Source organism: Aeromonas sp. ASNIH7, assembly GCF_002903485.1.
Lineage (GTDB): Bacteria > Pseudomonadota > Gammaproteobacteria > Enterobacterales > Aeromonadaceae > Aeromonas > Aeromonas caviae.
This window is the reverse complement of sequence record NZ_CP026226.1, coordinates 3,675,330-3,699,476: the sequence shown is the minus strand read 5'-3', so window position 1 is coordinate 3,699,476 and position 24,147 is coordinate 3,675,330. Positions and strand designations below refer to the sequence as shown.

Here is a 24,147-nt window from a genome sequence, read left to right as displayed (position 1 = left end):
CGGCGCCCCTTGTCACAACCCATCACCCGTCAGGTGCCGGCATCGTCTCGCTTGCGGTGCACATCGGGCCGCCCGCCGGTGACCACATCGGCACGCCCCTCTTCCTTGGCTTTTTCCGCACGCTTCTTGCGCATCTCCTTGGGATCGGCGATGAGAGGGCGGTAGATCTCGATGCGATCCCCCTCCTGCACCGACTCTGTGCCCTTCACCGGACGGCTGTAGATACCGAACTTGTTGACCGACAGGTCGATCTCCGGGTGCTTTTGCAGGATGCCGGACTGTTCGATGGCCGCCAGCACGCTGGTCTCGGGCGCGACCCGGATGCACAGCACCGTCTGCCGCTCGGGCAGGGCATAGGCCACTTCGATATTGAGGAGCTCAGACACCGTAAACCACCTTGGCACGATTGGAGAAGGCAAGCACCATGGAGCTCACCAGCTCGCGGAAGATCTGGCCAAAGGCCAGCTCAATGAGTTTGGAGGTGAACTCGAAGTCGAGATCGAACTCCACCTTGCAGGCATCCACGTCCAGGGGCGTGAAGGTCCACCATCCCGCCAGCTTGCTGAAAGGCCCCTCCACCAACTCCATCTTGATGGTGCGATTGGCATCGAGCTGGTTGCGCGTGGTAAAGGTCTTGGCGATACCCGCCTTGGCCACATCGACCGAGGCCATCATGTAGTCTTCACCTGACTCGTGAACACGGCTGCCGACACAGCCGGGCAGGAACTCAGGATAGGCATCAACATCATTGACCAGCCGGAACATCTGTTCCGCGCTGAACATCACCAGGGCACTGCGAGTAATACGGGGCATGGGTTTTCCTCATCCAATCGGCCCGATTTTATCACCTTGTCAGCCAAAATCACCGCCGAAACTGTTCGCGGGCCACCAAGCAGGGCAATCGCACACTTTCCGGCCAGTGTGACCTGCTCTCGCCCCGCCCTTCCCTCAAAATCGTCATCGAACTGCTCACAAAGCCGCCACTCGGAGCGCTGTGCGTTTTACAGCCGCCGCCACCCACGTATAATGCGCCTTCCTAAACATTGCCTAAGGCCCCCGTCATGAGCAAAAAGAACAGTAAAAACAAAGCCGGGTCCAGCACCATTGCACTCAACAGAACCGCCCGTCACGAGTACTTCATCGAAGAGCGCGTGGAAGCCGGCCTGTCCCTGCAAGGGTGGGAAGTGAAGTCCCTGCGGGCGGGCAAGGCCAACATCAGCGAAGCCTATGTCATCTTCATGCAGGGGGAAGCCTTCCTGTTCGGCTCCAGCTTCCTGCCGCTGAACGCCGCCTCCAGCCACGTGGTATGCGATCCGACCCGCACCCGCAAATTGCTGCTCAGTCGCCGTGAACTCGACAAGCTCGAGAGCCTGACCGCTCGTCAGGGCTACACCATAGTGCCGCTGGCCCTCTACTGGAAAGCGTGCTGGGTCAAGGTCGAGATCGGCCTGGTGAAGGGCAAGAAAGAACACGACAAGCGGGAAGACACCAAGGCCCGTGAATGGGATCGGGAAAAAGCCCGCATCATGAAGAACAAGCACCGCGGTTGATTGTGCGCCGCCGGCCCCCATGCGGCGACCAATAAACCAGCAATCGACCGGCCAAGGCCGGTCGATTGCCATCAACGCCTTGCCATGACAGGATTTTTGCGTACAATCCCTTTTGACAACTTGGGGCTGATTCTGGATTCGACAAGATTCACGAAACCCAAGGTGCATGCCGAGGTGCGGTAGGCCTCGTTAATAAACCGCAAAAAAATAGTCGCAAACGACGAAAACTACGCACTCGCAGCTTAATAACCTGCGCTGAGCCCTTCTCCCCTAGCTTGCCTGTGTCCTAGGGAAATGGAAGGTCATCCTTCACAGGATCGTGTGGAAGTCCTGCTCGGGGCGGAAGCATTAAAACCAATCGAGCTAGTCAATGCGTGGCGTGTCTCTCCGCAGCGTGTTGGCGAATGTAAAGAGTGACTAAGCATGTAGTACCGAGGATGTAGTAATTTTGGACGGGGGTTCAAATCCCCCCAGCTCCACCACATTACAACTGAGAGTTTTCAGGAAGTTTTACTCCTCAAAATGTCTCATAAGCCTTTACAGGCAACAAAAGCAAGCACTTCCCATTAGGAAAGTTGGCTTGCTTTTTTTTTGCCCAACAACTAGCATTTCTTTAAGCTGAGAGTTTTGAGGAAGATATGTGCTAGTAACGAGACTATACATAGAACCATCTGGTCAGAGAAATATGCTTCTGCTTGATAGTGAGTCAGGAGTGCCCGACTACTGGTCTACGCTATATGTCACAAACTCTCTCCGCGCACGCCACCTTCGTCTAGGTACGATTGAAAAGCATCTACAAGCACTTCAATCACTCTTCATGTGGGCTGAGCTTAGAGGTATCAATCTCATAGACAAAATAGCCAGTGGTAAAGCCTTCAACATTAATGATACTGACTCACTTACCTCAATTTTGAAGTTACGTGCAGACGAACTACCAAAACTCATTTCCAGCTTCAATACAAGTACAAGCGAAATACATGTGAAAACGAGCCAGGCTCGAAACATCTGGAAAAAGTTTGATGCTATACCGCGGCAGGTCACCCCCGCCAATTTCAACGATAAAATCAAGTACATTGGAAAGTACATTGAGTGGTTATCAAACATTCTCTCTGACTGCCATAGCAAAAGCATAACAAGAGAACAGATTCGCACCGTTGGTTATGAATTTAAAACCTCCTTAGGTGGTCAAAAGGTAGTAGTGCCTAAGGATAATTTCGGTGCATCAAAGTCTCTTGGAAATGCCGAGATTCAGCGAATTCTTAAGGTTGTAAATCCACTTTCACCTGAAAATCCATGGGATGGAGAGGCGACACGAATTCGTAACTTCACGATTATTTTGGTTTTACTTGATTCAGGCATGAGAAGTGGTGAGCTACTGAATTTGAAGATTACCGATGTAATTCGTGGTAAGACCAAACAATATGGCTTACGTATAGTTCAACGGTCTGGCTCTATCAACGATCCTCGCAAGAAGCAAAGACTTCCCAAGACAGTTCAACGTGAAGTTCCCATCAGTGATACTGCATTTAAAGCTCTTAACCACTACATAACAGAGGTAAAGGCAAAAACACCAAATGGACAAAAAACAGAATACATTTTTGTCAGTCACAGTAACAGTAGCCAGGGAAAGCCATTACACAGCATTAATAGTATTACAGAGGATATACGCAAGGTTACATCGATTGATTTAACACCTCACGTATTTAGACATACTGCAACATGGAAGTATTGTGTTCGCATGAAAAAAGAAGGCAAAGAATGGAAAGATTTTGTAGAACTTCTCTTGCTCAAATTTGGATGGGCAAGTGAAAAATCACCAACTGTACGGCTCTATGCACGTAAATTTATTAAAGAAGATCTTTTCGAACGCCAAATAAAGCAGCAAGATGAATATGTACAGGACGTATCAAACATACTTTTCTTGCTAAATAAGGAATAGCATGGTGAATAAACGTCGGGAAAATGGATACTCAATTCCGTCAAGAGAGCGTGAGACCTACACATCCAAGGATGGTTTTGAGTTTGATATTTACACTTCTCGATGGCAGTTAAGTGTGAATTCGTCTTTAAATATTGACTGGCTAGCTGATTTTTTGCCTCATGCTCAAGAAGAGGCCCTTAGACGTACTTTTGCCTATCGAGCCACTCAATTGGCAGCATCTACCGTTTGCATATCAGTTCTAGACTTTAAAAGATTTTTAAGCACTTATGTTGACGCTGCTGATGGCATTTCTATTCATGTGATTTTAACTTTCTTTGCATCAGATGAACCAAAGCATATTAAATCAAATGTAAAGGTATTTCTTGAGCGCTGTTTTCTAGAGGGTTACGGAAATGCTTTTGAACCAGGAATGGAGAGTTATTTATCTGAGCTAGTTATAGGTGACCGTGGAAACAGATTCAACCATGAAAAGAGCGAAGATACTCGTGCTCTGACAGAATACGAACGAAAACAATTTATATACCAACTTGTCCGCGCTCATTTCACTGGTAAAATATGTGAAAAAACCTATTTAATATTAAAGCTCATATTCATAACTGGCAAGCGTGCAGAGCAATTGGCAAATACTAAGCTCTGTGATTTCAAGAATGGATTTATAAACATAGATGGCACACCAAAGAAAGTTATACTATACAACTGTCCTATTGCGAAGCAGAAATTTCAAACCTTCCGTGTAGAGTTCAACGAGATACCATTATCTTGGGAGCTTGATTTTGATAAAGATATTTCAGCTGTTGCTGATAGGTCAATCACGTTAACTGAAAAATTATTAGGCCCTCTGACTTTAGAGCAAAAGAAACATGTTCCTTTATTCTGTATTGAAAGGCCCACTCAAGTATTACGAAGTGAAATCTCCCGACACAGCATCAATACAGTACTGGATGGAAAAATTTTACACAATAGAGCAGGTGTCGAAGCAAGAATAAACAATGCTTTTGAAGATAATTCAATATTTTCCATTTCATCTGAGCGTACAGGTAAGATACTTCATCTCACGGCAAGACGCTTGCGACATACTCATGCAACTAAGTTAGCAATATCTGGAGCATCTATTGCAGAGGTCGCAAACTCTCTAGACCATGCTAGCTACAAGGCTGCCATGGCTTACGTGAATGCGCTCCCCGTTTTGGCTATCAAAATTGGCGAACATCTAGAGACAACTCTTTCGGCTTTAGCTAAACGATTCGATAAAAACCAAGTGATCTCTGTTGACACTGAAAAGGTAATAAAACTCTACACAAAGCATAAGTCCCATGATGTAGGTCTATGTGGTAAAGAAGTCTTTTGTACCGAGGATTACCCTATAGCCTGTTATGAATGCGAACTGTTTATCCCAAGCCCATTTGGAAATCACAAAGCCGTACTCAATTATGTGGAGGATAGAATTAAAGAGGCATGCGAATTTGGTGACTTTCGGGGAGTTGAAAATTGGCGAACTATTCAGATAGCAGTGTTAGAACGAAAATTCATGGCAGATCAAGTACGTCTTAAAATGCTAAGTGAACACCCTGAAATTAAGGGATTACCGTATGAAGGGGAAAAGTAGAATGAATGTTATAGCCTATGTCAATAGGGAGCAACTTGAAGGACGACAAGCAATAGATCGACTCATCTCCCACTATCGCCGGATGATGTCTGAACCGATGACATGCCCATTTGATGCCTCCAAATCATGGGTATGGAACGAAAGTAGGTGGCACGGGGCAGGTCGATTTATAAAGCATGAGTTAAAAGATATCATCAAAAGCCTAAATCCAGACGAAGTGCATCTTATCTCCAAAAATTCACGAGAACTAATTCAGTCTCTTATATTACATATGTATATTATGAAAGGTGGCATTTCAAGAACTGCTGTTAACTCTATACTTTCAGATTATCTTGCACTTGAAAATGTTCTCAGAGATCGTTCATTGAACAACGAAGCTGACTTCACAAGCATATCATTAATTGATCTCAATAATACGTTACAGAAGAACATGAGTTCTCTCTTTGAAAATCTAAAACCTATTGTAGAATGCTTTGGTTCACTAGGTATTGTTAAATCCCAGAGTGTTCTGCAATGGATAAATCCAAGAGTAAAAGCACACAACAAGATATCAAGTGATGGCTATAAAGAAAAACTAACAGATGAAAATAGCCATAAGCTTCCTGACTACGAAGCAGTAATGGCGGCAGCAGATTACTTTCGTAATCAACCGTGGTTATCATATGGCGAAAATGCTTCTGAATTGGACAATGACTTTAAAAACGTCATAGTATCGTCTGCTCTAACGATCTTGATGATGGTTCCTGCTCGTTCTCAAGATCTATTCGAACAACTGTCAGTTAATTGTCTTGTGACTGCAAAAGTAGATGACACTGTAGTTTATGGTATTACTTGGTATGCAAAAAAAACTGATATGGATCACTGGAAATTAGTCCCATCGACAGTAAATGGAGAGTTTGAACATGCCATCATTGAGGCTATTGAACGCATTAAGCATGTAACAGAACCAGCCAGACAAGTATTTAAGTCTTGGGATGAACAGTGTCCAGAATATAATCCATTAGCATATCAACATGCACTAAGAAGTGGGTGGGTTCCAGCAGACTTTCCAATTTACTCAGAACAAAATAAAGTTCGTTACTCTGAAGCATTAATGGTAATGCTCAAGCATCAAACCCATCAGAGTAGAGATACCGTAGAGAATTGTGCAATAAAAATTAACAAATCCCACTTTAGAGATTGGTTGCGTTCTAAAGAAGTAAAAAGTGCATCGTCAGGAGCAGATGTATATCTGCGTAGCTTTTTTGAAAGAATAGGTTACGAACATCTCAACTTAAATCCAGATGACTATAATACACATGCTTACCGGCATATGGTCAACACTGCGGCAAGATTAGGTGGGATGGGTGAGTTTCAATTAAACTGGTGGAGCCATCGTCAAGAAATGGGGTCTGTGTATGACGTATCTATTCACCAGGACGGGGTTGACGGCATCAGTTCTGCCGGGATGGGATAATCTGTCTTCTCGATGCACGCCCTGACCACGGCCCTCAACCACTCCTGTGGGCAGCGGCCCAATCGCTTGCCGGTCTCCACCAACGACAGGATGCGCTGGCGAAACAGCTCGCCCCGGTGAGACCACACGCCGTAGCTACCCTTGCGCCAGAGCACATAGCCACGCAGCGCCCGCTCCGCCTCGTTGTTGGTCAGCGCTATTTCGTCGTCAGTCATAAACCGCCACAGCATCTCGTCATCCCGCAGCAGCAACTGGCATCGTCCACGGTAGCGTTTGCTGCACAACAGGGCGCCGCGCTCCAACTGGCTTCGCCAGCTTTGCCGGTAACGCGCGAGCCTGCGCAGGTATTTCTGCTTGCTCAACGCACCGCTTTCCCAACGGTGCCGGGTACGAAACACCGCATCCGCCAGCAAGACCAACCGGGCACCGATGGGCTGGTTGCACTGCTCGCTACTCTCGGCGATGGCCACGAGATTGCGGGCCACGTGGGCCCAGCACAGTTGCCGCTGGTCGGCGTCGATAAACCGGTAGCCGGCGTACTGGTCGGTCACCAGCACCCCGTCAAACTCGGCGCCCAGCAGCCGCTTGGCCGCCTCCTGACCACGGCCATAGGCCGTCATGAAGCAGACGGCTATCTTGCTCAGCGCCAGCCACATCCAGCGGCGCTCTCCACCCCGCTGATGCCGGGTCTCATCGGCATGAACGTGGGTGGCCGTCTGCACCTGCTGCTTGATGGCCTGGTAGGTCGGGGTGAGCATGGCACTCACCCGCCCCTGCGCCTCACTGATGGCGCCCCGGCTAAAACTCAGGCCGAAATGCTGTTTGAGCTGCTGCTGTATCTGGCTGACGCTCTGGTGAAACTGGCCGCTTTGCAGCGCGATGTAGCTGAGCAGATTGGCCCCCATCTGGCTGCTGCTGACGTTGTCTGGCAGTGCGGCCTGGGTCGTGCCGATACACCGTGAGCAGGTCGCACGATACAGTTGGTGTTCGGTGACGAGATAGCTCACCTCGGGCAGCTCGAACACCTGATGAACCTGATAGGGTTTGGCATGGGCCACCATGTCCCCGCCACAGCAAGCGCAATCGGCGGCAGGGTAATGCGGGACCAGGGTCAGGCGGGCATCAAGCGGATGCCGCTCGCGGCGATGTCCCTTGTGACCGGGCTGCGCCCCCCGTTGCTTGCCGGACGCCGGACGCTTGCGGGCCGGCGGCGGTGCACCGGGGCCGTCGCTGGAAGGCGGCTTGGAGGAGTTGCCGCTGTGCTGATTGAGGCGGTCCTCCAGCTCGGCGATGCGGTCGAGGAGCTTATAAATCAGCTCGTTGGCCTGCTCCAGAGTGGTGGGCATTCCCGCGGAATGCATGGTGTTTTTGCTCATGGGGGGAGCGTATCTAAGGAGCAGGATCAAGCAAGCAGGAAAGTGGGATCAAGAGACGATCGTCTCATTTTTCCTGTGTCAATACTGTTCCGGTGAATACTTACTGTATGACCATCGAACAGCTGAACAAAAAAGAATAATGGTATCAACAGGTGGCAACTTTGAAGCAATGGAGCTAACACCACAACAGCGTCTTGATCGAATTAACCACCAGATACCTATGACACGGAAAAACCTTGGTCTCAAATTTGAATTAGTAGCTCAGGGTACTGGTGGATTCACTTTCAAAACACCGCTAGGTATGTGTACACACAATTACTGTGAATCACCCTGTATTAGAACATGTAACTGCATTGAGTGCCCTGAAAACCTTCACTGTAAGGGTGATAAGAGAACACTTAAAAGACTGATAGAGGAACTCAACGATATCAGCGATAAAATAGCCTTAGCTGCATCTGAATGCGACTCATTCGGACTGAAACGCTTGCAGATTCGTCATGAGATCATTGATGGATTGGTAAAAATATTAGGGGATGATTCACCGCTAGAAGATGGTGCACTTGTTATGCTGGCTTACGAGCAAGCCCCAAAATCAGGGTTGATATATCAAGCACAAGAACTAGCAAAACAAATTGAGAACGGTAATAAGTTAACAACAATAAAACATACAGAAGCAATTAGACACCTTGGTTTATCAAGAATACTACCAAAGCTTGAGGCCATAGAAAGCAAAAAAAATATCCTAGCTGAAATAAAGTTCAATGAATTTCTATCAGATTATAGTGAGGATGAAGAATGAGGTTGAAAGAAGAACACATAGATTACTTACTCCATTTGATTGACACTTGGAGTATAGAACAAGGAACTCTCTCAACACCTAAGCTACTTAATAGGCTAAAATCAAAATATGGTGATGCACCATCAGATAGAGCAATTCGAAATTTCCCACGAATAACTAATCGAATACAAGAACGAAAACTTGAACTGAAAACAGGCATTTCTGCATCGGCTAAAAAGCCTAGCTCACTAAGTCATGCAGCAAAACGTATCGAAGAATTGGAAAGTAAAATACGTCGACTAGAGCGTGAAAACAACGCTTTGTTACATCGCTTTGTCTTATGGCAGAAAAATGCAACGGATCGTGGAATGAGCGAAGCTGAACTGAATAGAGCTTTACCTGTTAGCCAAGAGACGATCAATTCTCGGGGGCGATGAGAATGGCTAAATCAAACATTTCACGAGCAAAAGACATAGCAAATAGCATTCGTGTATGGATTGCAGAACGTGACACTAAGCTTGATTTTTATAACTGGATACAGACAGCTGGCCCTAAAGCATTCAAAGGTGTAAAGCGTAAAGAATTAGCACGACTCCTTGGTGTCAGCACATCAACTCTTAATGTTAATGAAGCATCTGCTGAATTGAGGAACGCCGAGTATCGTTGGGTATCTGCCTACCACACACGGAATGAAGCAGAAGCTAAAAATGTAAAAGATAACCTATCTAGTAAAGTCGGTTATCAAAAACGAGCAGAATCTAAAATAAATAAGTTAGAAGACGATATTGCCGCACTGAAGATGGAGAACCGCCTTCTGCGGTCTCTTTTACAAAAATATGAAACCGATGATGAATTGCAACTTGATAAACTGCCTAAACCTCCAGAGGGTAATTAATTAGATCATCTTCATTATTTTTACAGTTCCAGTTATAACTGGACACAAATATCTTAATTTACGCTACTTTCGTACACCCTCCCTTTAGTATCAACTCCAAAGCCTATTCAACGTGCTGTAGGGGATAGCCCTTCCATCATCCAGCATCATGGTCAACCCGCTCCTACGGATACTCTAAAGTTCAATGAGTTCGCCTAAATAGCTGTTCCGAATAGTAGATCACCGGAGGAAGGGAACTCAGTCCAGTTTGTGCGATCTGATTAGTCGCTAAACAAAACAAGCCACACCCAAAGGACTGAGTTGATGCCTATCCTACCACCTCTGCCACGACCACAACGGCGCCGCATTCACAAAATCATCCATGCCACCCGTGATAAAGGACATGCTCGTCGCTTGATGGCCATCTTGCTGTTACATGAAGGACGCACGATCACCGATGTTCATCACCTTACCGGCGCTGCGCGCTCGACCATCGGTCGTTGGCTTCGGTGGTATCGAGATGAAGGCATAGAAGCGCTAGAAGCCTTACCGGCTGGCCGTGCCCCAGTCTTACCTATCGCCAAGATTGTCACCCTACTGGTGCTGCTCATGCAGTTTTCTCCGCAAGATTTTGGTTATCAGCGCAGCCGTTGGTGTACTGAACTATTGGCTATAAAAATCAATCGGTTAACAGGGCTCAATGTGGCAGCCTCCACGCTCCGCCGATGGTTACCTCGTATGGGCATTGTCTGGCGCAGGCCCGTGCCGACCTTGCGGATAAAAGACCCAGCCTATCAGGAAAAAATGGCGAATATCGACGCCGCGCTGGCCCGCTGTGATGCCGATAATCCGGTGTTTTATGAGGATGAAGTCGATATAGACCTCAATCCCAAATTAGGAGCCGACTGGATGTTCAGAGCGCAGCAAAAGCGGGTTGTCACACCGGGGCAGAATGCCAAGCATTATCTGGCAGGCGTTCTCCACGCAGGCAACGGAAGGGTACTTTACGTCAGCGGGATCAAGAAAAACTCATCGCTGTTTATTGCCATGCTGGAAAAGCTGCGCCACCACTACCGACGAGCCAAAACCATCACGTTGATCCTCGATAACTACATCATTCACAAAAGCAAACAGACCGAGCGATGGTTGAAGAAGAATCCCAAGTTCTGCCTGGTGTTCCAGCCAGTTTACAGCCCTTGGGTTAATCACATAGAACGGCTATGGCACAAGTTACATGAAACCATCACGCGCAATCATCAATGCAGAGGGATGGCAAACCTGCTGGCCCGAGTGAAACACTTCATGGATACCGTGTCTCCTTTCCCGGGGAATGGCTATGGCACAGCGAAGGTGTAGCACTATTGGGATCAGTTATTTAGTTAGGGAGAAATTGATATCCCCTGTGCAACCTTGCTTACATAAGTCTGATGATTGCGTAGAACTGCTGACTGCCATCGCTGATTACCACCACTTCTTAAGTGGGTCATCAAAATGACTATCTCTCCTTGCCTTGTTCATTAACTCCCTTTTCTCTTGTTCATTCAAACTAACCAAATTATTTGAAACTATATTAAAAAACAGTTCAGGATGAAGAATGTAACTTGTTGAATCAAGAAATTCTTGATTTACACGAAGTGATAGGTACTCAAACCGCTCTACGAAGCGCTTGTAAACTGAGCCACTTTTATCGTTATTTTTTCTAGCTTTTTCCGCAAGAACCTCTATCTCTCGCGTCAAGAATGAGCCAACCAGTTCAGCCTGGGCAGGAGCATTTGCACACAATGTTTTAAATGAATCAACCCACCACCGCTTAAATGGAATAGAGGAAAATGCACAACTACCGCCAAGCCAGGGTGACCGATACCCAATCTCTAAATTTCGAGTCGCCTTGTTTGAAGACAAAGGGAAAAATTTTTCAATACTATCGAGTCGTGAGCTGAAACTGAAGCCTGCTGTCCCCTCTGCCTCATATACCTCACCAATGTTGTAGCTGCCAATATGGTGGTATAGAACCGTACCAAAGGGGGCGCTACGTTGGTCTTCTACTAACTGGTATAAAGCAAAAGACCTACAATCTCCCAGATCCCACCCAACCTTTAAATCTTCACACAGGCTAGCATTGGTAGAAAACGTACTATTGAATTCATTTATGATTTCGGAATACGTATCCATATGTCCCCTACCTTAACTCACGTAATTAGTTATCATAAGCCTGCCTTGACCTTGATGGTAACCTTGCACTGGTCATCCTTAATCCCATAACCAGTACATCCCCAAAAGTCACCATACTGACCATTACGGATCTTCATTGGTCGTCCGCACTCAGGGCATATTTTAATTTTGCAACCACAAAGAGAATTATTGCAAACACTCTCATTCCTTGTGTCAATTGAGGGTGAGTAGCATTTTTCACACACTCTAGCCTTTCCTACAGGACAGCCAAAACCGGTGCTACAAGCATAGAAATCACTATACGGCCCCTTGACCAACCTTAGATAGCCATCTGTACAGTATGGGCACTTGAACTTTTTTTTTGATTCCTCACTGAATGCTTTTGAAACAACATTTATCTTGTATTTTGGTGAGAGTAACTCCGTCACAAAATCAGATGGTGCTGTAGGATTGGCAATAATATAGACTTTCTTCCTTGCTCGGGTAATGCCTACATACAGGAGACGCCTTTCCTCAGAATGAGGATATGGGTCTAGAGATGGCAGCAGGGATTCAACTATAAGGTTGTCTTTGTTTTCATTAGGAAATCCCATCTTTCCTTGAAAGAAGCCGATTAAAATTACATAGTCTGCCTCTAACCCCTTAGATTTATGGAAACTCCAGAAGTTAACATTGCGCAAACTATTAGTCTGTTTTAATGCACTCTTAGCCTCATTTAAAAGATAGTTATAACGAGCAATAACGGCGATGCTTCCAGTCGTATCATTCTCTCTAATCTTTTGAACAACCTCAGCGACTCTTTTATTCAAACCTCCTTTTTCTGGGGATTTGTCATCAAGCAGATAAATCTGTGAATCTTCAACCACAGTATGCGTTTCTATATACTTTTTATACTGTTCAGGATTTTCCATAATGAACTGACCAGCAGTATCAGCAATGCTATTGTTATAGCGGAAGGTCTTTTGTAGTTTAGTGAGCGTGTAGCTACCAACGATTTCACCAAAGCGAGTTGTTAGCTCTAACTTTCCACCATTAAATCTATAAATTGACTGCCAATCATCACCAACGACAGTTAGTGATGGCTGTGCCCCATTTTTAATGATGGTCTGAATGAACTCCATTCGAGCTGTTGATATATCCTGGAACTCATCAACCAGTATGTATCGCCATTCAGGAATATATTTGCCAGCATTCACCTCCTGAATCGCTCTGATTATCATGTCATCAAAGTCAATTGCATTTTGTTCTCTGAGCTCACTTATATATGCATGATGAAGCAAATCCAAGATTTCTGAGAGCTTCTTGGAATGATGCACTCCAGTAGCATCGAACCTACTCTGTATGGATTCTTTCGTGAGGCGTTCAACTCGAATGGATTGGAGGGCTTTTGTCAAAAGTTCACCCCAGCCTGTGATATGACCCATATCACGCAGCTTGTTGAACAGCTCATCAGGAGATAATGGGTTAAGAATGACACTATTATCTAACAGCTTTTTCTTGAGGTTTTCCAGTAAGACACCCTCTATCCATTCATAATGGAATGTCTCAATTAAAACAGTTTCACATTCATTATGTAGCATTCTTTTATTATTAATGGACTGATTATAAGAAACACGATCTATATCCGGCCTAGTTCTTCCATTACGGTCTACACCAAAATGTTCAATGTAAAGTTCAGGTTCTATGATTTTAAAGTCTGGGCGATAGTCAAAACCAATATCGATGCGCCGTTTGGTCACATATGGAGACTCATACTTATACTCAACACCATTTTCATAAAGGAAATTTGCTATAAGGAGTTCCTGGTAACCCTTAACGAGATCACTGTTGAGGGTTCTGAATTCGTTGTCCCTGATATACGCTTCATATTCTGACTTTGACTTAAAATCAAAAGGGTTAACGGGTTCTGGGAACAAGTTTATAAAGTCATAAATTCTATCGATATCCGATGATAAATATTCTTCAAGCCATGAGGTGACCCATAGTTTTAGTTTTACGTCATCCTCAGTAAAAATAGATATGTTGGTATCAACGTTTGAATTACGTAGGATCATCCTGCCTAACGCATGGAAAGTAGCAATCTCTGGAGTCGATTCTAGCTCAATATTAGATTTCTTAGCTTTATCTTCGAGGCGTTCACGTAGTTCGTTTGCAGCGGCATTGTTATATGCAAGAACCAAGATCTCCGATGGCTTTGCTAATCCTCGGTCTATCAGATCGAGGGTTTTAGCAACCATGACAGATGTTTTTCCAGTACCAGCTGCTGCAAGCACCATATTCCTATCATTGGAACGTAATACGCCCAAACGCTGTTCATTAGTTAATGGATTTGATTCTACGACATCAAAGAACTCTTTTCTTTTTATAAGTTGATACTCTTCATGCTGCTCGCGTATGTAGTCAATATTAAGAGGATGATATGATATTAGATTTTTTACCTTCTCTATTAGTTCAGGATTTAAATATCTTTCCCATTGTTCGCACTGGGCCTGATAGTCGTGGCTTAATGAAGTACATATTTGAGCAAGATTGTTCACCCAAGAATCTCTTGGGTACTCGTCAAAAGCAAGACTATAAAACTCGGTAACTTTCTGCTCTATTGTTGTTGTAATATGCTTTGCTATTAAATTATTTAGCGACTCAACGAAGCTATCTGAATCAGTACATCTAATAAATTTTTGTTTTTTAGTCTTACATCCAATTTTATAGGTAAGTATCCCGCCTAGAAATTTTCTTTCAAAAGTTGCAAAACTCCTGAAATCGGGTGCAGAATCATTTTCTAAAATAGTATCTTTTTTTGAGGTTACTAAATTATCTCCCTGCACAACAATAGTATCTGAGCCAAGGATTTTCCCAATGAAATTAAATGATAGCTTGGCTATGTAATCATTCATTAACAACTCTCTAATTAATGCGTCATGCGACTTATTTACTTGCCCACAAGTTGTGGTGCCAAATGAGTGATATCGTAACAGATTACATGAGTGGTTTGGTCACAAACCTATGAGTAGAGAAAACTAGATGAGAGGGCGATCACACCGAGCTGCATGTTTGGGATTGTGATGTCAACTGGCTGCACACCTGGTGTTGTTTGACCTCAAGAGCATGTGACATTGCGTACAAGCCCCATGGGACTGGCAACAATGTAGCACTCCATGCGGCCACGTTGGCAACAAGCGGGAAAGCAGCGCGTATCCACGCGCCAGCATCATCGTTGAAGATACTGCGATTCCAGATAGTTAACTGATAAAGCCAATAGAAAAGATCTTGATGAGTCCTCTTTATTCATGGCATGATAGTGTCATGGGTACTTCTGCACCCAGTTAGCCGACCTAGGCGAAGGTGTGTGACCAGCAGAGTGAAAGAAAATTCAATTAACCCTATTCTTCTATAGGGCGTATGTCGGCTAGCGCATCTAAATTGATGAAGGACAGGCGTATCATGAAACACCAAAACGATCACATCAAATTCCCTTCTGGTAATACCGTTGAATTCTGCCGTAAAAAAGCCAAAAAGCTCGCCAAGGAAAAGGGAATAAAGCTAGCCCAAGCGTTAGACATCATGGCTGAACTTAATGGGATTTCTGGTGGGTGGCACAATGCCATGCAGCAGCTTAATAATAAGCTTCAGCCTTCTGCGGTAATATCACCTAAACTACCTGAGAAATTGGAAAAACTGTTTGAAAAGATTGGTGCAGCAATACCTAAGCAGCCTGATCATGTTGAGCAGCTGATTAAAGATGCTGCAATGCCTAAGTTGCCCGCTAATGTTGAGCAGCTGATTAAAGACGCGGCAATGCCTAAGCTGCCTGCTAATGTTGATCGGCTGATTAAAGACGCTGCAATGCCTAAGCTGCCTGCTAATGTTGAGCGGCTGATTAAAGACGCGGCAATGCCTAAGCTGCCTGCTAATGTTGAGCGGCTGATTAAAGACGCTGCAATGCCTAAGCTGCCTGCTAATGTTGAGCGGCTGATTAAAGACGCTGCAATGCCTAAGCTGCCTGCTAATGTTGAGCAGCTGATTAAAGATGCTGCAATGACTAAGTTGCCCGCGAATGTTGAGCGGCTGATTAAAGATGCTGCAATGCCTAAGTTGCCTGATCATGTTGAGCAAATTCTTAAAACTGTTGATGTACTTATTCCGCGTGAAATAAGGGAGTATCAAAAGACACTGAAGCAGTTTGAGGATGTAGTTAACAAGCCGCTCTCTGACTTGAGGAAATAAGGCTTCATGTAATAGAGTGTACAGATATAGTTATCACTTGACACCGGCTTCAAACCGGTGTCTTTTATGCTACTAAATAACTGATCCCAATAGTGCTACACCTTCGCTGTGCCATAGCCATTCCCCGGGAAAGGAGACACGGTATCCATGAAGTGTTTCACTCGGGCCAGCAGGTTTGCCATCCCTCTGCATTGATGATTGCGCGTGATGGTTTCATGTAACTTGTGCCATAGCCGTTCTATGTGATTAACCCAAGGGCTGTAAACTGGCTGGAACACCAGGCAGAACTTGGGATTCTTCTTCAACCATCGCTCGGTCTGTTTGCTTTTGTGAATGATGTAGTTATCGAGGATCAACGTGATGGTTTTGGCTCGTCGGTAGTGGTGGCGCAGCTTTTCCAGCATGGCAATAAACAGCGATGAGTTTTTCTTGATCCCGCTGACGTAAAGTACCCTTCCGTTGCCTGCGTGGAGAACGCCTGCCAGATAATGCTTGGCATTCTGCCCCGGTGTGACAACCCGCTTTTGCTGCGCTCTGAACATCCAGTCGGCTCCTAATTTGGGATTGAGGTCTATATCGACTTCATCCTCATAAAACACCGGATTATCGGCATCACAGCGGGCCAGCGCGGCGTCGATATTCGCCATTTTTTCCTGATAGGCTGGGTCTTTTATCCGCAAGGTCGGCACGGGCCTGCGCCAGACAATGCCCATACGAGGTAACCATCGGCGGAGCGTGGAGGCTGCCACATTGAGCCCTGTTAACCGATTGATTTTTATAGCCAATAGTTCAGTACACCAACGGCTGCGCTGATAACCAAAATCTTGCGGAGAAAACTGCATGAGCAGCACCAGTAAGGTGACAATCTTGGCGATAGGTAAGACTGGGGCACGGCCAGCCGGTAAGGCTTCTAGCGCATCTATGCCTTCATCTCGATACCACCGAAGCCAACGACCGATGGTCGAGCGCGCAGCGCCGGTAAGGTGATGAACATCGGTGATCGTGCGTCCTTCATGTAACAGCAAGATGGCCATCAAGCGACGAGCATGTCCTTTATCACGGGTGGCATGGATGATTTTGTGAATGCGGCGCCGTTGTGGTCGTGGCAGAGGTGGTAGGATAGGCATCAACTCAGTCCTTTGGGTGTGGCTTGTTTTGTTTAGCGACTAATCAGATCGCACAAACTGGACTGAGTTCCCTTCCTCCGGTGATCTACTATTCGGAACAGCTATTTAGGTTAGTAATGATGTTTTTATAAGCCCACAGAAGATCGCTTCCTAGCAGCTCATATCACCTCTTAGCGCCTACTCTTGGCTCTTTGCATCCAACGTCTGTTTAACGCCTTTTCTTGCAGTCATCATATACACAGCAAATAACCCTGTGATACCAGTAACACCTGCCAGTACAAACAAAAAAGCTCCAGATGAATGGCTAAGTACAAATGCTCCTATGAATGGCGCTATAAGCATCGCGCTGTTCTGGATTGCTTGCAGCCGTCCAGCTGCAATCCCAAGGCTTGCTTGAAAATTTTCAGCCAGGTATACATTTGATGAGATCGCAAATCTAGAACTGAAAAGCCCTACAACAAAAAATACTATAGCCAATGATGCCAATTGCAATGTAAAAGGTTCATATAATATGGGGGCGATCAAAATAAACATACACATAGTAATAAAGGCAGGGAATAAGATCTCCTCAATTAGTCCTTTAAGAGAAGAAGACGTAGCATTACGAGCACTCCACAACCCATACAGAAAGTTTCCTATAGCAGATGAAGATACTAATACACCAAGGGCACTTTTATCTAACCCGTTATCTCTAAGTAAAATTGGGAGTTGATTGTTGACCATGAAAACGGCGATAAAAAATATTGCCATTACTATGGCATATGAATTCCAACTTTCATTACTCAATGTTGATGGCTTTGAGCTTGGTGAATTGTCCAGTCCATCTTTAACTGTTGTAGTCTTTATTGTCCAGAACACAATGCAGCCAGCAAGCGTTAATCCACCTGAAATCAACAATGCATATTCGTCACTCCCGAATGACGCGATTGCTCCACCAAGTGCAGGGCCAGTTATCTTTGCTGCACTATTCATCATATTTAGCAAGGAATAGTAGCGAGTTCTGTTTTCCGCTGGTACACAACGAGCACTGATAACTGATATAGCTGGTGTGGCTATGCTATTAAATAGAGATCTAATTACAGCTATTGCCACAAAGATATATAGGTTGCTTGCAGTTAATAGTGCAACAGTCAGCAACGCCCTTAGCACGAGACTCGTACGCAACCAATAAAGAACTTTACAGCCATTAACCAAATTACTAATAAATCCGGTAAATATGATACCTGGCAATAGCATACTTGCGCCGATAATTGCTATCTCCATGCTATCAACTTGAAATCGATACACACATATTGTCAGTATGGCTATATAGTCAATCCATCCCCCGAACACGACCAACCCATCACCCAGTAAAAGTAGCTTGAGACGGTTTGAAAATGAATGAGTTATTTTATCCAAAAGAATACTCCTGCAACTTCATCTGCAATTTGAAGTGGTTTTGAAATTCCATTTTTTTCTCTAAATTCATCAACCGCTAGCTTACATCCTGGTAGATTATAATCATCAATGATGATGAATCCACCATCGGATATTAGGTGATATACGTTATCTAGAACGTCTTTTGTTGAGCTATACCAATCCGCGTCAATTCTTACAACACTAAACTTAACATTAGCAGCTGATAATGATGGTAGTGTATCTTCAAACCAGCCTGGCATGAAAATTATGTTATCATCGAGTAATCCATAACGATTAAAATTTTCCTTTACATCATCAATGCTTGCTAAGCAGTCCAGGTTATATATCGGGAGTGCCTTAGAAAATCGATACCAGAAATGATTTGCAAAAATCCCATCCTGGGTACTGGGAACCGGTAGACCTGAAAAGGAATCTGCTACATAAACCTTACGAGATGAGTTTAGGCTTTTCAGAACTCCAGCCATGTAGATTGAAGTCCCCCCTCTCAAAACCCCACAATCTAATACATCGCCAACAATCTTTTTTTCATTTGTGATTGTTATGGCATCTCGTATATTATTCAATGCGTCAATGCTAACGTATGTATGAATATTTCTAGATCTCTTGGTGTACTGAAGGATTTGAGTCAAGTCTTCTGCGCTGATATTAAGATTGATACCATCGTTCATTAATAAGTCTAGAGTCTTCTTTATTTCGTCCACTTCATCAGGTGTTGCTTTTGGACTATCAGGCTCATAGATTTTGTTTGTTAGCACTTTACTTAATAAATCAAGATACACGAAAACGCCCCTTTAATGTTACTCTAAAATGAGAATGCCAACATTAGCCAACTCTTGACAGAGCAGAACTTTCGACTCTAGGTTTAGGTCGCCAGAGAGCTGACTTGGAGTAAAGCAAACTAATCCACTTGAGCAAATATAATCTATTTCACCCTGACAATAATCAGGAAGAGTTACATTCGAAGGCCTTGAAACAAGCGGTTTTCCTGGGCTGATTGTCGAACTAAAATATATTGATATAGAACCGTCACCAGTTCTAGCTTGTATATCAACACCTTGCCTTAGCCGTAGCTTTGTTGACTCAGTAATCGCATGTGATGCAGCAAGAGTTTCCAGGCGTCTATCGCAGGTCTCATGTTTGGTTGCGCTATATGCGATATCAAAGTCAGCTTTAATTACATCAAAAGGTACTTTCTTTAATCGATCTAAAAGTAGTTTTGTATTTTTATCAAGAAGATCTCGTTCAGTGAATGGATAAATATTCTGTCTGAGTTCAACTATGTGCTCAGACATTAGCCGTAGGTATCCTTCCAGTACTTCAAAAATTTTTATTGGTTGCAAACCAATAGCCATATGTAATGAGTGGCTATCTAAGCATCGTGCAGAATGTGGCGCTCCTGCTGGAATATATAATATATCTCCAGGTTCTAGAATAACCTCAATTGATGGAGCTCCAAGATCGACATCTTTAAAGTTCTGTTGAAGTGGAAGAGTTGGATTATCGATTACCTTGTCCCAAACATGCCAAACTTTACGCCCTTCTAGTTGGACAACAAAAACTTCTGTGGTATCAAAATGCGTATCAAGGCCTGGGAAGTTTGCGCCAGTAAGGAATGGTTTTGCGAAAACATATCCACCAAAAATGTCCTCAAGGCTTTTGCAGATCTTAGCGATGTCACTGTGACGATTATCAAGATCTTCTAGCTTAAGTGTCGCACCAGATTTGAACGCTTCAAGTACGAATTCTCGTTGTGTTGTTGCTTGACCATGATAGGTCGGTATCGTTATTGCCACCCCATCCTTAGTTATTCTAACTAAGTTATGTAGCATGCCCTCTCCAGCAATCAAATAGCGATCAAAGTCAGCCAGGGTGAACATATTGATGAGACTGCTCTCTGCTCTTTGGAAGAGTGGCTTTTTTTCGAAGTAATTATTAAAAAAACTTTCTTGGTCAATAGACCCTATAATTTTATGCAACATTCTATAATCCCCTATTAAAAAAGGATGGTGTATACACACCATCCTTTTTCATACGTTCATATTCAGAACAGTACGTGCTGAACATGTTTCAGTGCAGCCGCAGAAACGAATTTAATATCCTTTTTATTCAGAGTCATTTTTTATTTCCTTATGAAATGAAGGTTGATGAATACCAGGAGCGAAGGCTCCAAACGGCGATTTCAATTTAATGGCCGAGAAGTTAGATGTAAACACCTTCTAGCAGGAAGATGCACGAGTGTTGATTATTTGTAACAAGCGATAATCCGTAGGATGTTGAGTCGAGTAGTGATATTGACTGAGGAAAATGCATATTTGATATAGAAAATTCAAATTCTTTACCAACATTAAGGCAAAAATATTTTTTTGACCCTAAGTGATTACTTATCTGGGTAACAAAAATCAATTGACATCTATATGTGAAATGTGGGTTTCACTATAAATTAGATTAATAGACTTCTTTTACACGTCTTGCGATTACTCAGTGGTTTTAAATCTGGTAAATGAGCTTGGTTATAGTTGTTTTGAAATAAATCAAACATACAAGCTATGTTATGCTCAGTCTCCTGCTCTACATGTAACCTCTGCATTGGTAAGCAAAGGTACAGAAAGCAGTAGCTCGTAGCCTATGATGAACATGGTGATATCAGACCGACTTCAACTCAGACAAGAATAGAGTCAAGGACGCTCAAAGACATGTTCTGTTGAGAGTAGTAGGTCAGGAGTGAAACGCTAGAGCGACCCGTCATCACATAATGTGACCGTATCTGTGTGTATTGGGATCCCATGGGTTTGTAAAATCGTTCCGGTTGTGACAACCAGGGTCGGGTAGCAGGGGGGGTAAGGATGGCGTTACAGTAACGCCGTATGCGATCTGTTCATGTGTAGCGAATGCTAGCAGAGAAGTGCTTGCATAGGTAAAACAATCATTTTTTAAAAGCACGTTTTTTATTTCCACCCTACAGGGCGAATATAACCACACCTAACTGAGGTTATGTTGCTGTTTTCTGTTTATAGACATATAACTTACTACTAAGTGATGAAGCGTTGATGTCTTAAGCCAAGTTAATGAATTTTAATTTATCAGAGCTCTTTAAATTCCATTGATTTAATAAAAACAATTTGTAGGGGTAGTAAAAACTGGTTTCTCTTCGCTGCGCAGCAGCGGAATGTTGAAACGGAAAAATTTATTTATAGCTCTCATAATTAGTAAATGGACAGTTTACCGAACTTTTCAAGTGGGGTGGATGTGAAAAATTTTGAAAATCATTCTGTTTGGTTTAAGTTTGACCAACTGAGCTGGTTTTATCCTCACAGCCCCCCTGATTTATTGCTTATATGCAAACCCCATGCTGAATTCGTCCCACAAGATCGATAACTGCCTGAACTCCCATCTGTGTAGTCAACAACGTGGCTGGAGCCACGCCACCAAGGCCCCTAGCTGGACGGTGTAACCATGACAATGCCCTGAGGGCATCGTCTTCCTGAAGGGACAGAGCGGCATCGAGGGCGAGCACTACTCCATACACCCTGGCTCCTTGTGATATTGATAGCGCGGTATCTGCTTTGAGCCTGCGAGTCACAGTGCTCCGGCTAATACCAGTTAGCTTACATATCACACCCACATCAGTTTCAACCAGCGCAGCTAGCTGATGAATGATGTCCGCAGGAACTCCAGCCACAATCCACAGATGAACGTTCAATGCTTCACGAGGAACATCCAAGGATTCAAGGCGTGTTGTTCTACGAAGCGGGTGATGGACTGCATCGGGTGTCATGTTACATACCTCTGTCTGCATGTGCTCTTTATCATGCCCTATCTCAACCCACCCTGTCGTGCCCAGTGTTCAACAAATTTTGCACATGTTGCAGGGGCGACTCTGTTAGTTTCCAACCAACTAGGTTTGTGTCTTGATTTATTGATGGACATCATGATTAACCCCGAGCAATATTCTGTAGTTTAGAGGAGTTGATTAGGGATAGGATAAATGCCTATTTATACAAGTGTTTTAAAGTTGGATAAACCAATTGGAACACCACCCCATCCAGTAGAGGTGAGCGTCTATTCCAGCCCGTATGGTGGCTACATCAGAGTCAGTGAAATGGATGTTCATAATGAGAATGCTGCCGCATTCACATCCGCTTTAATGTCCGCAGATGAGTGTCGTGCCCTTGCTCGGTCACTAGACGCGATGGCTTCCGTTCTTGAACAATCGGAAAAAAATGGTGATATGTCCTAGCACCGAGGAGAGTCGATGACTGAGCTGATCTGTACTGAGCCTGGCATAGGTATTGAGCTTGGGACTACTTTTCAGGTTCTATCGGAGAACGGCTCTGAATGGGAAATCCTGTTGGGTAATGAATACCGAAGGGTCAACAAACGCAGCGGGCGCGTTACAGGTTGGAAAACACCTCCAAAATTTGAGTGCAAAGACATCCAAAAATAACAAATGAGAGTTCAATGCTGGTTATGCCAGTGATAAATAGCCAGCCCAGGTTACTCCCAGATCAAAAGCAGAAAATTATAGTTTTCATAAAGCCTTAAATAAGGGGCTCAGCATGCTCGTAAAAGAAATTGTGCCAACAGAACAGGTCGTTGACATTCTCTGTGATGTCTGTGGTCGTAGTACAAAAACGAATTTTGGAACCAACCAATACGGCTCGTTATCGGCGGATTTTGGCTATGGTTCCCGTCACGATGGTGAACGTTACAAGGTGCATCTGTGTGAAATGTGTTTTTTCGGTATACTCGCAACAATGAGGGAGATGCATCGCGGGGAACATATGTTTGACGATGACTATGAGGCTGCAAACCCAGACACATTTGGGCGTGATTATTCTAATAGGGAGATAATCTGAATAGTATGCCCCCATATTCGAGTTTGTGTGGAGAGAACTATTTCCTATCATCGACTCATTCTGTGAGCCAATGATATTGTCCAATCGGCTCATTTCGTGAGCCGATCAAGATCGTTCATCGGCTCATCTGGTGAGGTGGTCTCAACGCTCACTACCACCTAGATTAAGTTTTTGGCTACACAGTTTCATAGAAGATTGGAGCCAGGCCACTAAGCAGATCCAAACGCGATTTCGCTCACGTCTTTTTGAATAATGCTATTTATCTAATCGTCTTGGTGCCAAAAATAGTGGAGCTGATGCTGGGATTAAGAGATAATTTTCCTGATATAAAAATGTGATACATGAGGCTATCAATGAACGAATTTCTGAAAATCCTGCTGAATATCCGTAGCCTTCGTGCCGCATTGCGCGAGTTGTCTTTCGAGCAATTGGTCGAAGTTAAAGAGAAATTGGATGAAGTTTTTGCTGAGCGTGAGCAACAAGAAAACAAAATCAAGGCCGAGTCCGCTGAACGCCTGCAAAAGCTGGCTGAGTTCACCGAAATGCTGAAAACAGCAGGCATCGATCCGAGTGAGCTGGTTGGTGCAACGGCTCCAGCGAAAGCTGATGGTTCAGCTAAAGCGAAACGCGCTCCTCGTCCTGCAAAATACAAATACGCCGAGGATGGCCAGGAGAAGACCTGGACTGGTCAAGGTCGCATGCCCAAGGCTATCGCGGAAGCGGTGGCTAATGGTCGAGCATTGGAAGAATTTTTGATTTAGTGCTGA

At 44.4% G+C, this 24,147-nt stretch carries 23 protein-coding genes and 1 other RNA gene; 14 read left to right on the top strand and 10 right to left on the bottom strand.

Features of this window, described 5'->3' with window-relative positions:
• Window positions 1-29: 29 nt before the first annotated feature.
• On the bottom strand, window positions 30-386 hold the full coding sequence (locus tag C2U47_RS17480; RefSeq protein ID WP_039039886.1) for an RnfH family protein: 357 nt from the start codon (window positions 384-386) through the stop codon (window positions 30-32).
• Entirely contained in the window at window positions 379-813 is a 435-nt protein-coding gene (locus tag C2U47_RS17475; RefSeq protein WP_010673974.1) for an SRPBCC family protein, read from the bottom strand. Before C2U47_RS17475 ends, C2U47_RS17480 begins: the two co-directional genes overlap by 8 nt.
• Window positions 814-1,061: 248 nt before the next feature.
• Here C2U47_RS17475 and smpB point away from each other — a divergent pair, with 248 nt between their 5' ends.
• The 5 genes from smpB to C2U47_RS22980 all read left to right on the top strand — a co-directional run bounded on the left by smpB (window position 1,062) and on the right by C2U47_RS22980 (window position 6,554).
• Window positions 1,062-1,550 (top strand): SsrA-binding protein SmpB, encoded by a 489-nt coding sequence (smpB, locus tag C2U47_RS17470; protein WP_010673973.1) that lies wholly within the window; start codon window positions 1,062-1,064, stop codon window positions 1,548-1,550.
• 122 nt (window positions 1,551-1,672) lie between these two features.
• Window positions 1,673-2,032, top strand: a transfer-messenger RNA (tmRNA) gene (ssrA, locus tag C2U47_RS17465).
• Window positions 2,033-2,262: 230 nt separating this feature from the next.
• Window positions 2,263-3,489, top strand: coding sequence for a tyrosine-type recombinase/integrase (locus C2U47_RS17460; RefSeq protein WP_158657423.1), 1,227 nt, complete (start codon window positions 2,263-2,265; stop codon window positions 3,487-3,489).
• Between the two features lies 1 nt (window position 3,490).
• Window positions 3,491-5,098 (top strand): tyrosine-type recombinase/integrase, encoded by a 1,608-nt coding sequence (locus tag C2U47_RS17455; protein ID WP_080988599.1) that lies wholly within the window; start codon window positions 3,491-3,493, stop codon window positions 5,096-5,098.
• Window positions 5,082-6,554: a hypothetical protein gene (locus C2U47_RS22980; RefSeq protein WP_158657422.1), complete on the top strand. Its 1,473-nt coding sequence runs from the start codon at window positions 5,082-5,084 to the stop codon at window positions 6,552-6,554. Before C2U47_RS17455 ends, C2U47_RS22980 begins: the two co-directional genes overlap by 17 nt.
• Here the strand turns inward: C2U47_RS22980 and C2U47_RS17450 are convergent.
• Entirely contained in the window at window positions 6,509-7,930 is a 1,422-nt protein-coding gene (locus tag C2U47_RS17450; RefSeq protein ID WP_032495448.1) for an IS66-like element ISKpn15 family transposase, read from the bottom strand. The genes C2U47_RS22980 and C2U47_RS17450 overlap by 46 nt on opposite strands.
• On the opposite strand from C2U47_RS17450, the gene C2U47_RS22975 reads away from it, so the two are divergent.
• From C2U47_RS22975 to C2U47_RS17445, 4 genes are all read left to right on the top strand, one after another.
• Entirely contained in the window at window positions 7,914-8,729 is an 816-nt protein-coding gene (locus C2U47_RS22975; protein ID WP_158657421.1) for a hypothetical protein, read from the top strand. The two genes, C2U47_RS17450 and C2U47_RS22975, sit on opposite strands and share 17 nt — an antisense overlap.
• Window positions 8,726-9,145, top strand: coding sequence for a hypothetical protein (locus C2U47_RS22970; protein ID WP_124813053.1), 420 nt, complete (start codon window positions 8,726-8,728; stop codon window positions 9,143-9,145). Before C2U47_RS22975 ends, C2U47_RS22970 begins: the two co-directional genes overlap by 4 nt.
• Before the next feature lie 2 nt (window positions 9,146-9,147).
• Window positions 9,148-9,603, top strand: coding sequence for a hypothetical protein (locus C2U47_RS22965; RefSeq protein ID WP_124813055.1), 456 nt, complete (start codon window positions 9,148-9,150; stop codon window positions 9,601-9,603).
• A 303-nt stretch (window positions 9,604-9,906) separates the two neighbouring features.
• The gene (locus C2U47_RS17445; protein WP_103261600.1) at window positions 9,907-10,938 is read left to right on the top strand and encodes an IS630-like element ISAhy2 family transposase; all 1,032 of its coding nucleotides are present in this window, start codon (window positions 9,907-9,909) and stop codon (window positions 10,936-10,938) included.
• A gap of 105 nt (window positions 10,939-11,043) precedes the next feature.
• On the opposite strand, the gene C2U47_RS22960 is transcribed toward C2U47_RS17445, so the two are convergent.
• Both C2U47_RS22960 and C2U47_RS17440 read right to left on the bottom strand, forming a co-directional pair.
• Complete coding sequence (locus C2U47_RS22960) at window positions 11,044-11,754, bottom strand: hypothetical protein (protein WP_124813057.1); 711 nt, start codon at window positions 11,752-11,754, stop codon at window positions 11,044-11,046.
• Between the two features lie 32 nt (window positions 11,755-11,786).
• A complete protein-coding gene (locus C2U47_RS17440) occupies window positions 11,787-14,648 on the bottom strand; it encodes a UvrD-helicase domain-containing protein (protein ID WP_053288696.1) in 2,862 nt (953 codons plus the stop codon).
• Window positions 14,649-15,195: 547 nt separating this feature from the next.
• On the opposite strand from C2U47_RS17440, the gene C2U47_RS17435 reads away from it, so the two are divergent.
• On the top strand, window positions 15,196-15,978 hold the full coding sequence (locus C2U47_RS17435; protein ID WP_124812705.1) for a hypothetical protein: 783 nt from the start codon (window positions 15,196-15,198) through the stop codon (window positions 15,976-15,978).
• A 95-nt stretch (window positions 15,979-16,073) separates the two neighbouring features.
• Here C2U47_RS17435 and C2U47_RS17430 read toward each other — a convergent pair whose 3' ends face one another.
• The 5 genes from C2U47_RS17430 to C2U47_RS17410 form a co-directional block, all read right to left on the bottom strand.
• Entirely contained in the window at window positions 16,074-17,105 is a 1,032-nt protein-coding gene (locus tag C2U47_RS17430; RefSeq protein WP_001809438.1) for an IS630-like element ISAhy2 family transposase, read from the bottom strand.
• A gap of 177 nt (window positions 17,106-17,282) precedes the next feature.
• A complete protein-coding gene (locus C2U47_RS17425; RefSeq protein ID WP_069785450.1) occupies window positions 17,283-18,503 on the bottom strand; it encodes an MFS transporter in 1,221 nt (406 codons plus the stop codon).
• Window positions 18,491-19,303 (bottom strand): TylF/MycF/NovP-related O-methyltransferase, encoded by an 813-nt coding sequence (locus C2U47_RS17420; RefSeq protein WP_053288697.1) that lies wholly within the window; start codon window positions 19,301-19,303, stop codon window positions 18,491-18,493. The genes C2U47_RS17425 and C2U47_RS17420 overlap by 13 nt, the downstream gene beginning before the upstream one ends.
• A gap of 18 nt (window positions 19,304-19,321) precedes the next feature.
• Window positions 19,322-20,503: a JmjC domain-containing protein gene (locus C2U47_RS17415; RefSeq protein WP_158657420.1), complete on the bottom strand. Its 1,182-nt coding sequence runs from the start codon at window positions 20,501-20,503 to the stop codon at window positions 19,322-19,324.
• A 1,352-nt stretch (window positions 20,504-21,855) separates the two neighbouring features.
• Window positions 21,856-22,299, bottom strand: coding sequence for an antitoxin Xre/MbcA/ParS toxin-binding domain-containing protein (locus tag C2U47_RS17410; protein WP_053288953.1), 444 nt, complete (start codon window positions 22,297-22,299; stop codon window positions 21,856-21,858).
• 210 nt (window positions 22,300-22,509) lie between these two features.
• Here C2U47_RS17410 and C2U47_RS22955 point away from each other — a divergent pair, with 210 nt between their 5' ends.
• The 4 genes from C2U47_RS22955 to C2U47_RS17395 all read left to right on the top strand — a co-directional run bounded on the left by C2U47_RS22955 (window position 22,510) and on the right by C2U47_RS17395 (window position 24,141).
• The gene (locus C2U47_RS22955; protein ID WP_127904518.1) at window positions 22,510-22,761 is read left to right on the top strand and encodes a hypothetical protein; all 252 of its coding nucleotides are present in this window, start codon (window positions 22,510-22,512) and stop codon (window positions 22,759-22,761) included.
• Between the two features lie 15 nt (window positions 22,762-22,776).
• The gene (locus tag C2U47_RS17405) at window positions 22,777-22,968 is read left to right on the top strand and encodes a hypothetical protein (RefSeq protein ID WP_042010605.1); all 192 of its coding nucleotides are present in this window, start codon (window positions 22,777-22,779) and stop codon (window positions 22,966-22,968) included.
• Between the two features lie 112 nt (window positions 22,969-23,080).
• Complete coding sequence (locus tag C2U47_RS17400) at window positions 23,081-23,380, top strand: hypothetical protein (protein ID WP_053288698.1); 300 nt, start codon at window positions 23,081-23,083, stop codon at window positions 23,378-23,380.
• A gap of 353 nt (window positions 23,381-23,733) precedes the next feature.
• Window positions 23,734-24,141: an H-NS family histone-like protein gene (locus C2U47_RS17395; protein WP_005361923.1), complete on the top strand. Its 408-nt coding sequence runs from the start codon at window positions 23,734-23,736 to the stop codon at window positions 24,139-24,141.
• Window positions 24,142-24,147: the final 6 nt, after the last annotated feature.

Coding starts and splice junctions, on each gene's coding strand:
- C2U47_RS17475 (WP_010673974.1), bottom strand. CDS start 813: ATGCCCCGTATTACTCGCAGTGCCCTGGTGATGTTCAGCGCGGAACAG.
- smpB (WP_010673973.1), top strand. CDS start 1,062: ATGAGCAAAAAGAACAGTAAAAACAAAGCCGGGTCCAGCACCATTGCA.
- C2U47_RS17455 (WP_080988599.1), top strand. CDS start 3,491: ATGGTGAATAAACGTCGGGAAAATGGATACTCAATTCCGTCAAGAGAG.
- C2U47_RS22980 (WP_158657422.1), top strand. CDS start 5,082: ATGAAGGGGAAAAGTAGAATGAATGTTATAGCCTATGTCAATAGGGAG.
- C2U47_RS22975 (WP_158657421.1), top strand. CDS start 7,914: ATGGTGTTTTTGCTCATGGGGGGAGCGTATCTAAGGAGCAGGATCAAG.
- C2U47_RS17450 (WP_032495448.1), bottom strand. CDS start 7,930: ATGAGCAAAAACACCATGCATTCCGCGGGAATGCCCACCACTCTGGAG.
- C2U47_RS22970 (WP_124813053.1), top strand. CDS start 8,726: ATGAGGTTGAAAGAAGAACACATAGATTACTTACTCCATTTGATTGAC.
- C2U47_RS22965 (WP_124813055.1), top strand. CDS start 9,148: ATGGCTAAATCAAACATTTCACGAGCAAAAGACATAGCAAATAGCATT.
- C2U47_RS17445 (WP_103261600.1), top strand. CDS start 9,907: ATGCCTATCCTACCACCTCTGCCACGACCACAACGGCGCCGCATTCAC.
- C2U47_RS22960 (WP_124813057.1), bottom strand. CDS start 11,754: ATGGATACGTATTCCGAAATCATAAATGAATTCAATAGTACGTTTTCT.
- C2U47_RS17440 (WP_053288696.1), bottom strand. CDS start 14,648: ATGAATGATTACATAGCCAAGCTATCATTTAATTTCATTGGGAAAATC.
- C2U47_RS17435 (WP_124812705.1), top strand. CDS start 15,196: ATGAAACACCAAAACGATCACATCAAATTCCCTTCTGGTAATACCGTT.
- C2U47_RS17430 (WP_001809438.1), bottom strand. CDS start 17,105: ATGCCTATCCTACCACCTCTGCCACGACCACAACGGCGCCGCATTCAC.
- C2U47_RS17415 (WP_158657420.1), bottom strand. CDS start 20,503: ATGTTGCATAAAATTATAGGGTCTATTGACCAAGAAAGTTTTTTTAAT.
- C2U47_RS17410 (WP_053288953.1), bottom strand. CDS start 22,299: ATGACACCCGATGCAGTCCATCACCCGCTTCGTAGAACAACACGCCTT.
- C2U47_RS22955 (WP_127904518.1), top strand. CDS start 22,510: ATGCCTATTTATACAAGTGTTTTAAAGTTGGATAAACCAATTGGAACA.
- C2U47_RS17405 (WP_042010605.1), top strand. CDS start 22,777: ATGACTGAGCTGATCTGTACTGAGCCTGGCATAGGTATTGAGCTTGGG.
- C2U47_RS17400 (WP_053288698.1), top strand. CDS start 23,081: ATGCTCGTAAAAGAAATTGTGCCAACAGAACAGGTCGTTGACATTCTC.
- C2U47_RS17395 (WP_005361923.1), top strand. CDS start 23,734: ATGAACGAATTTCTGAAAATCCTGCTGAATATCCGTAGCCTTCGTGCC.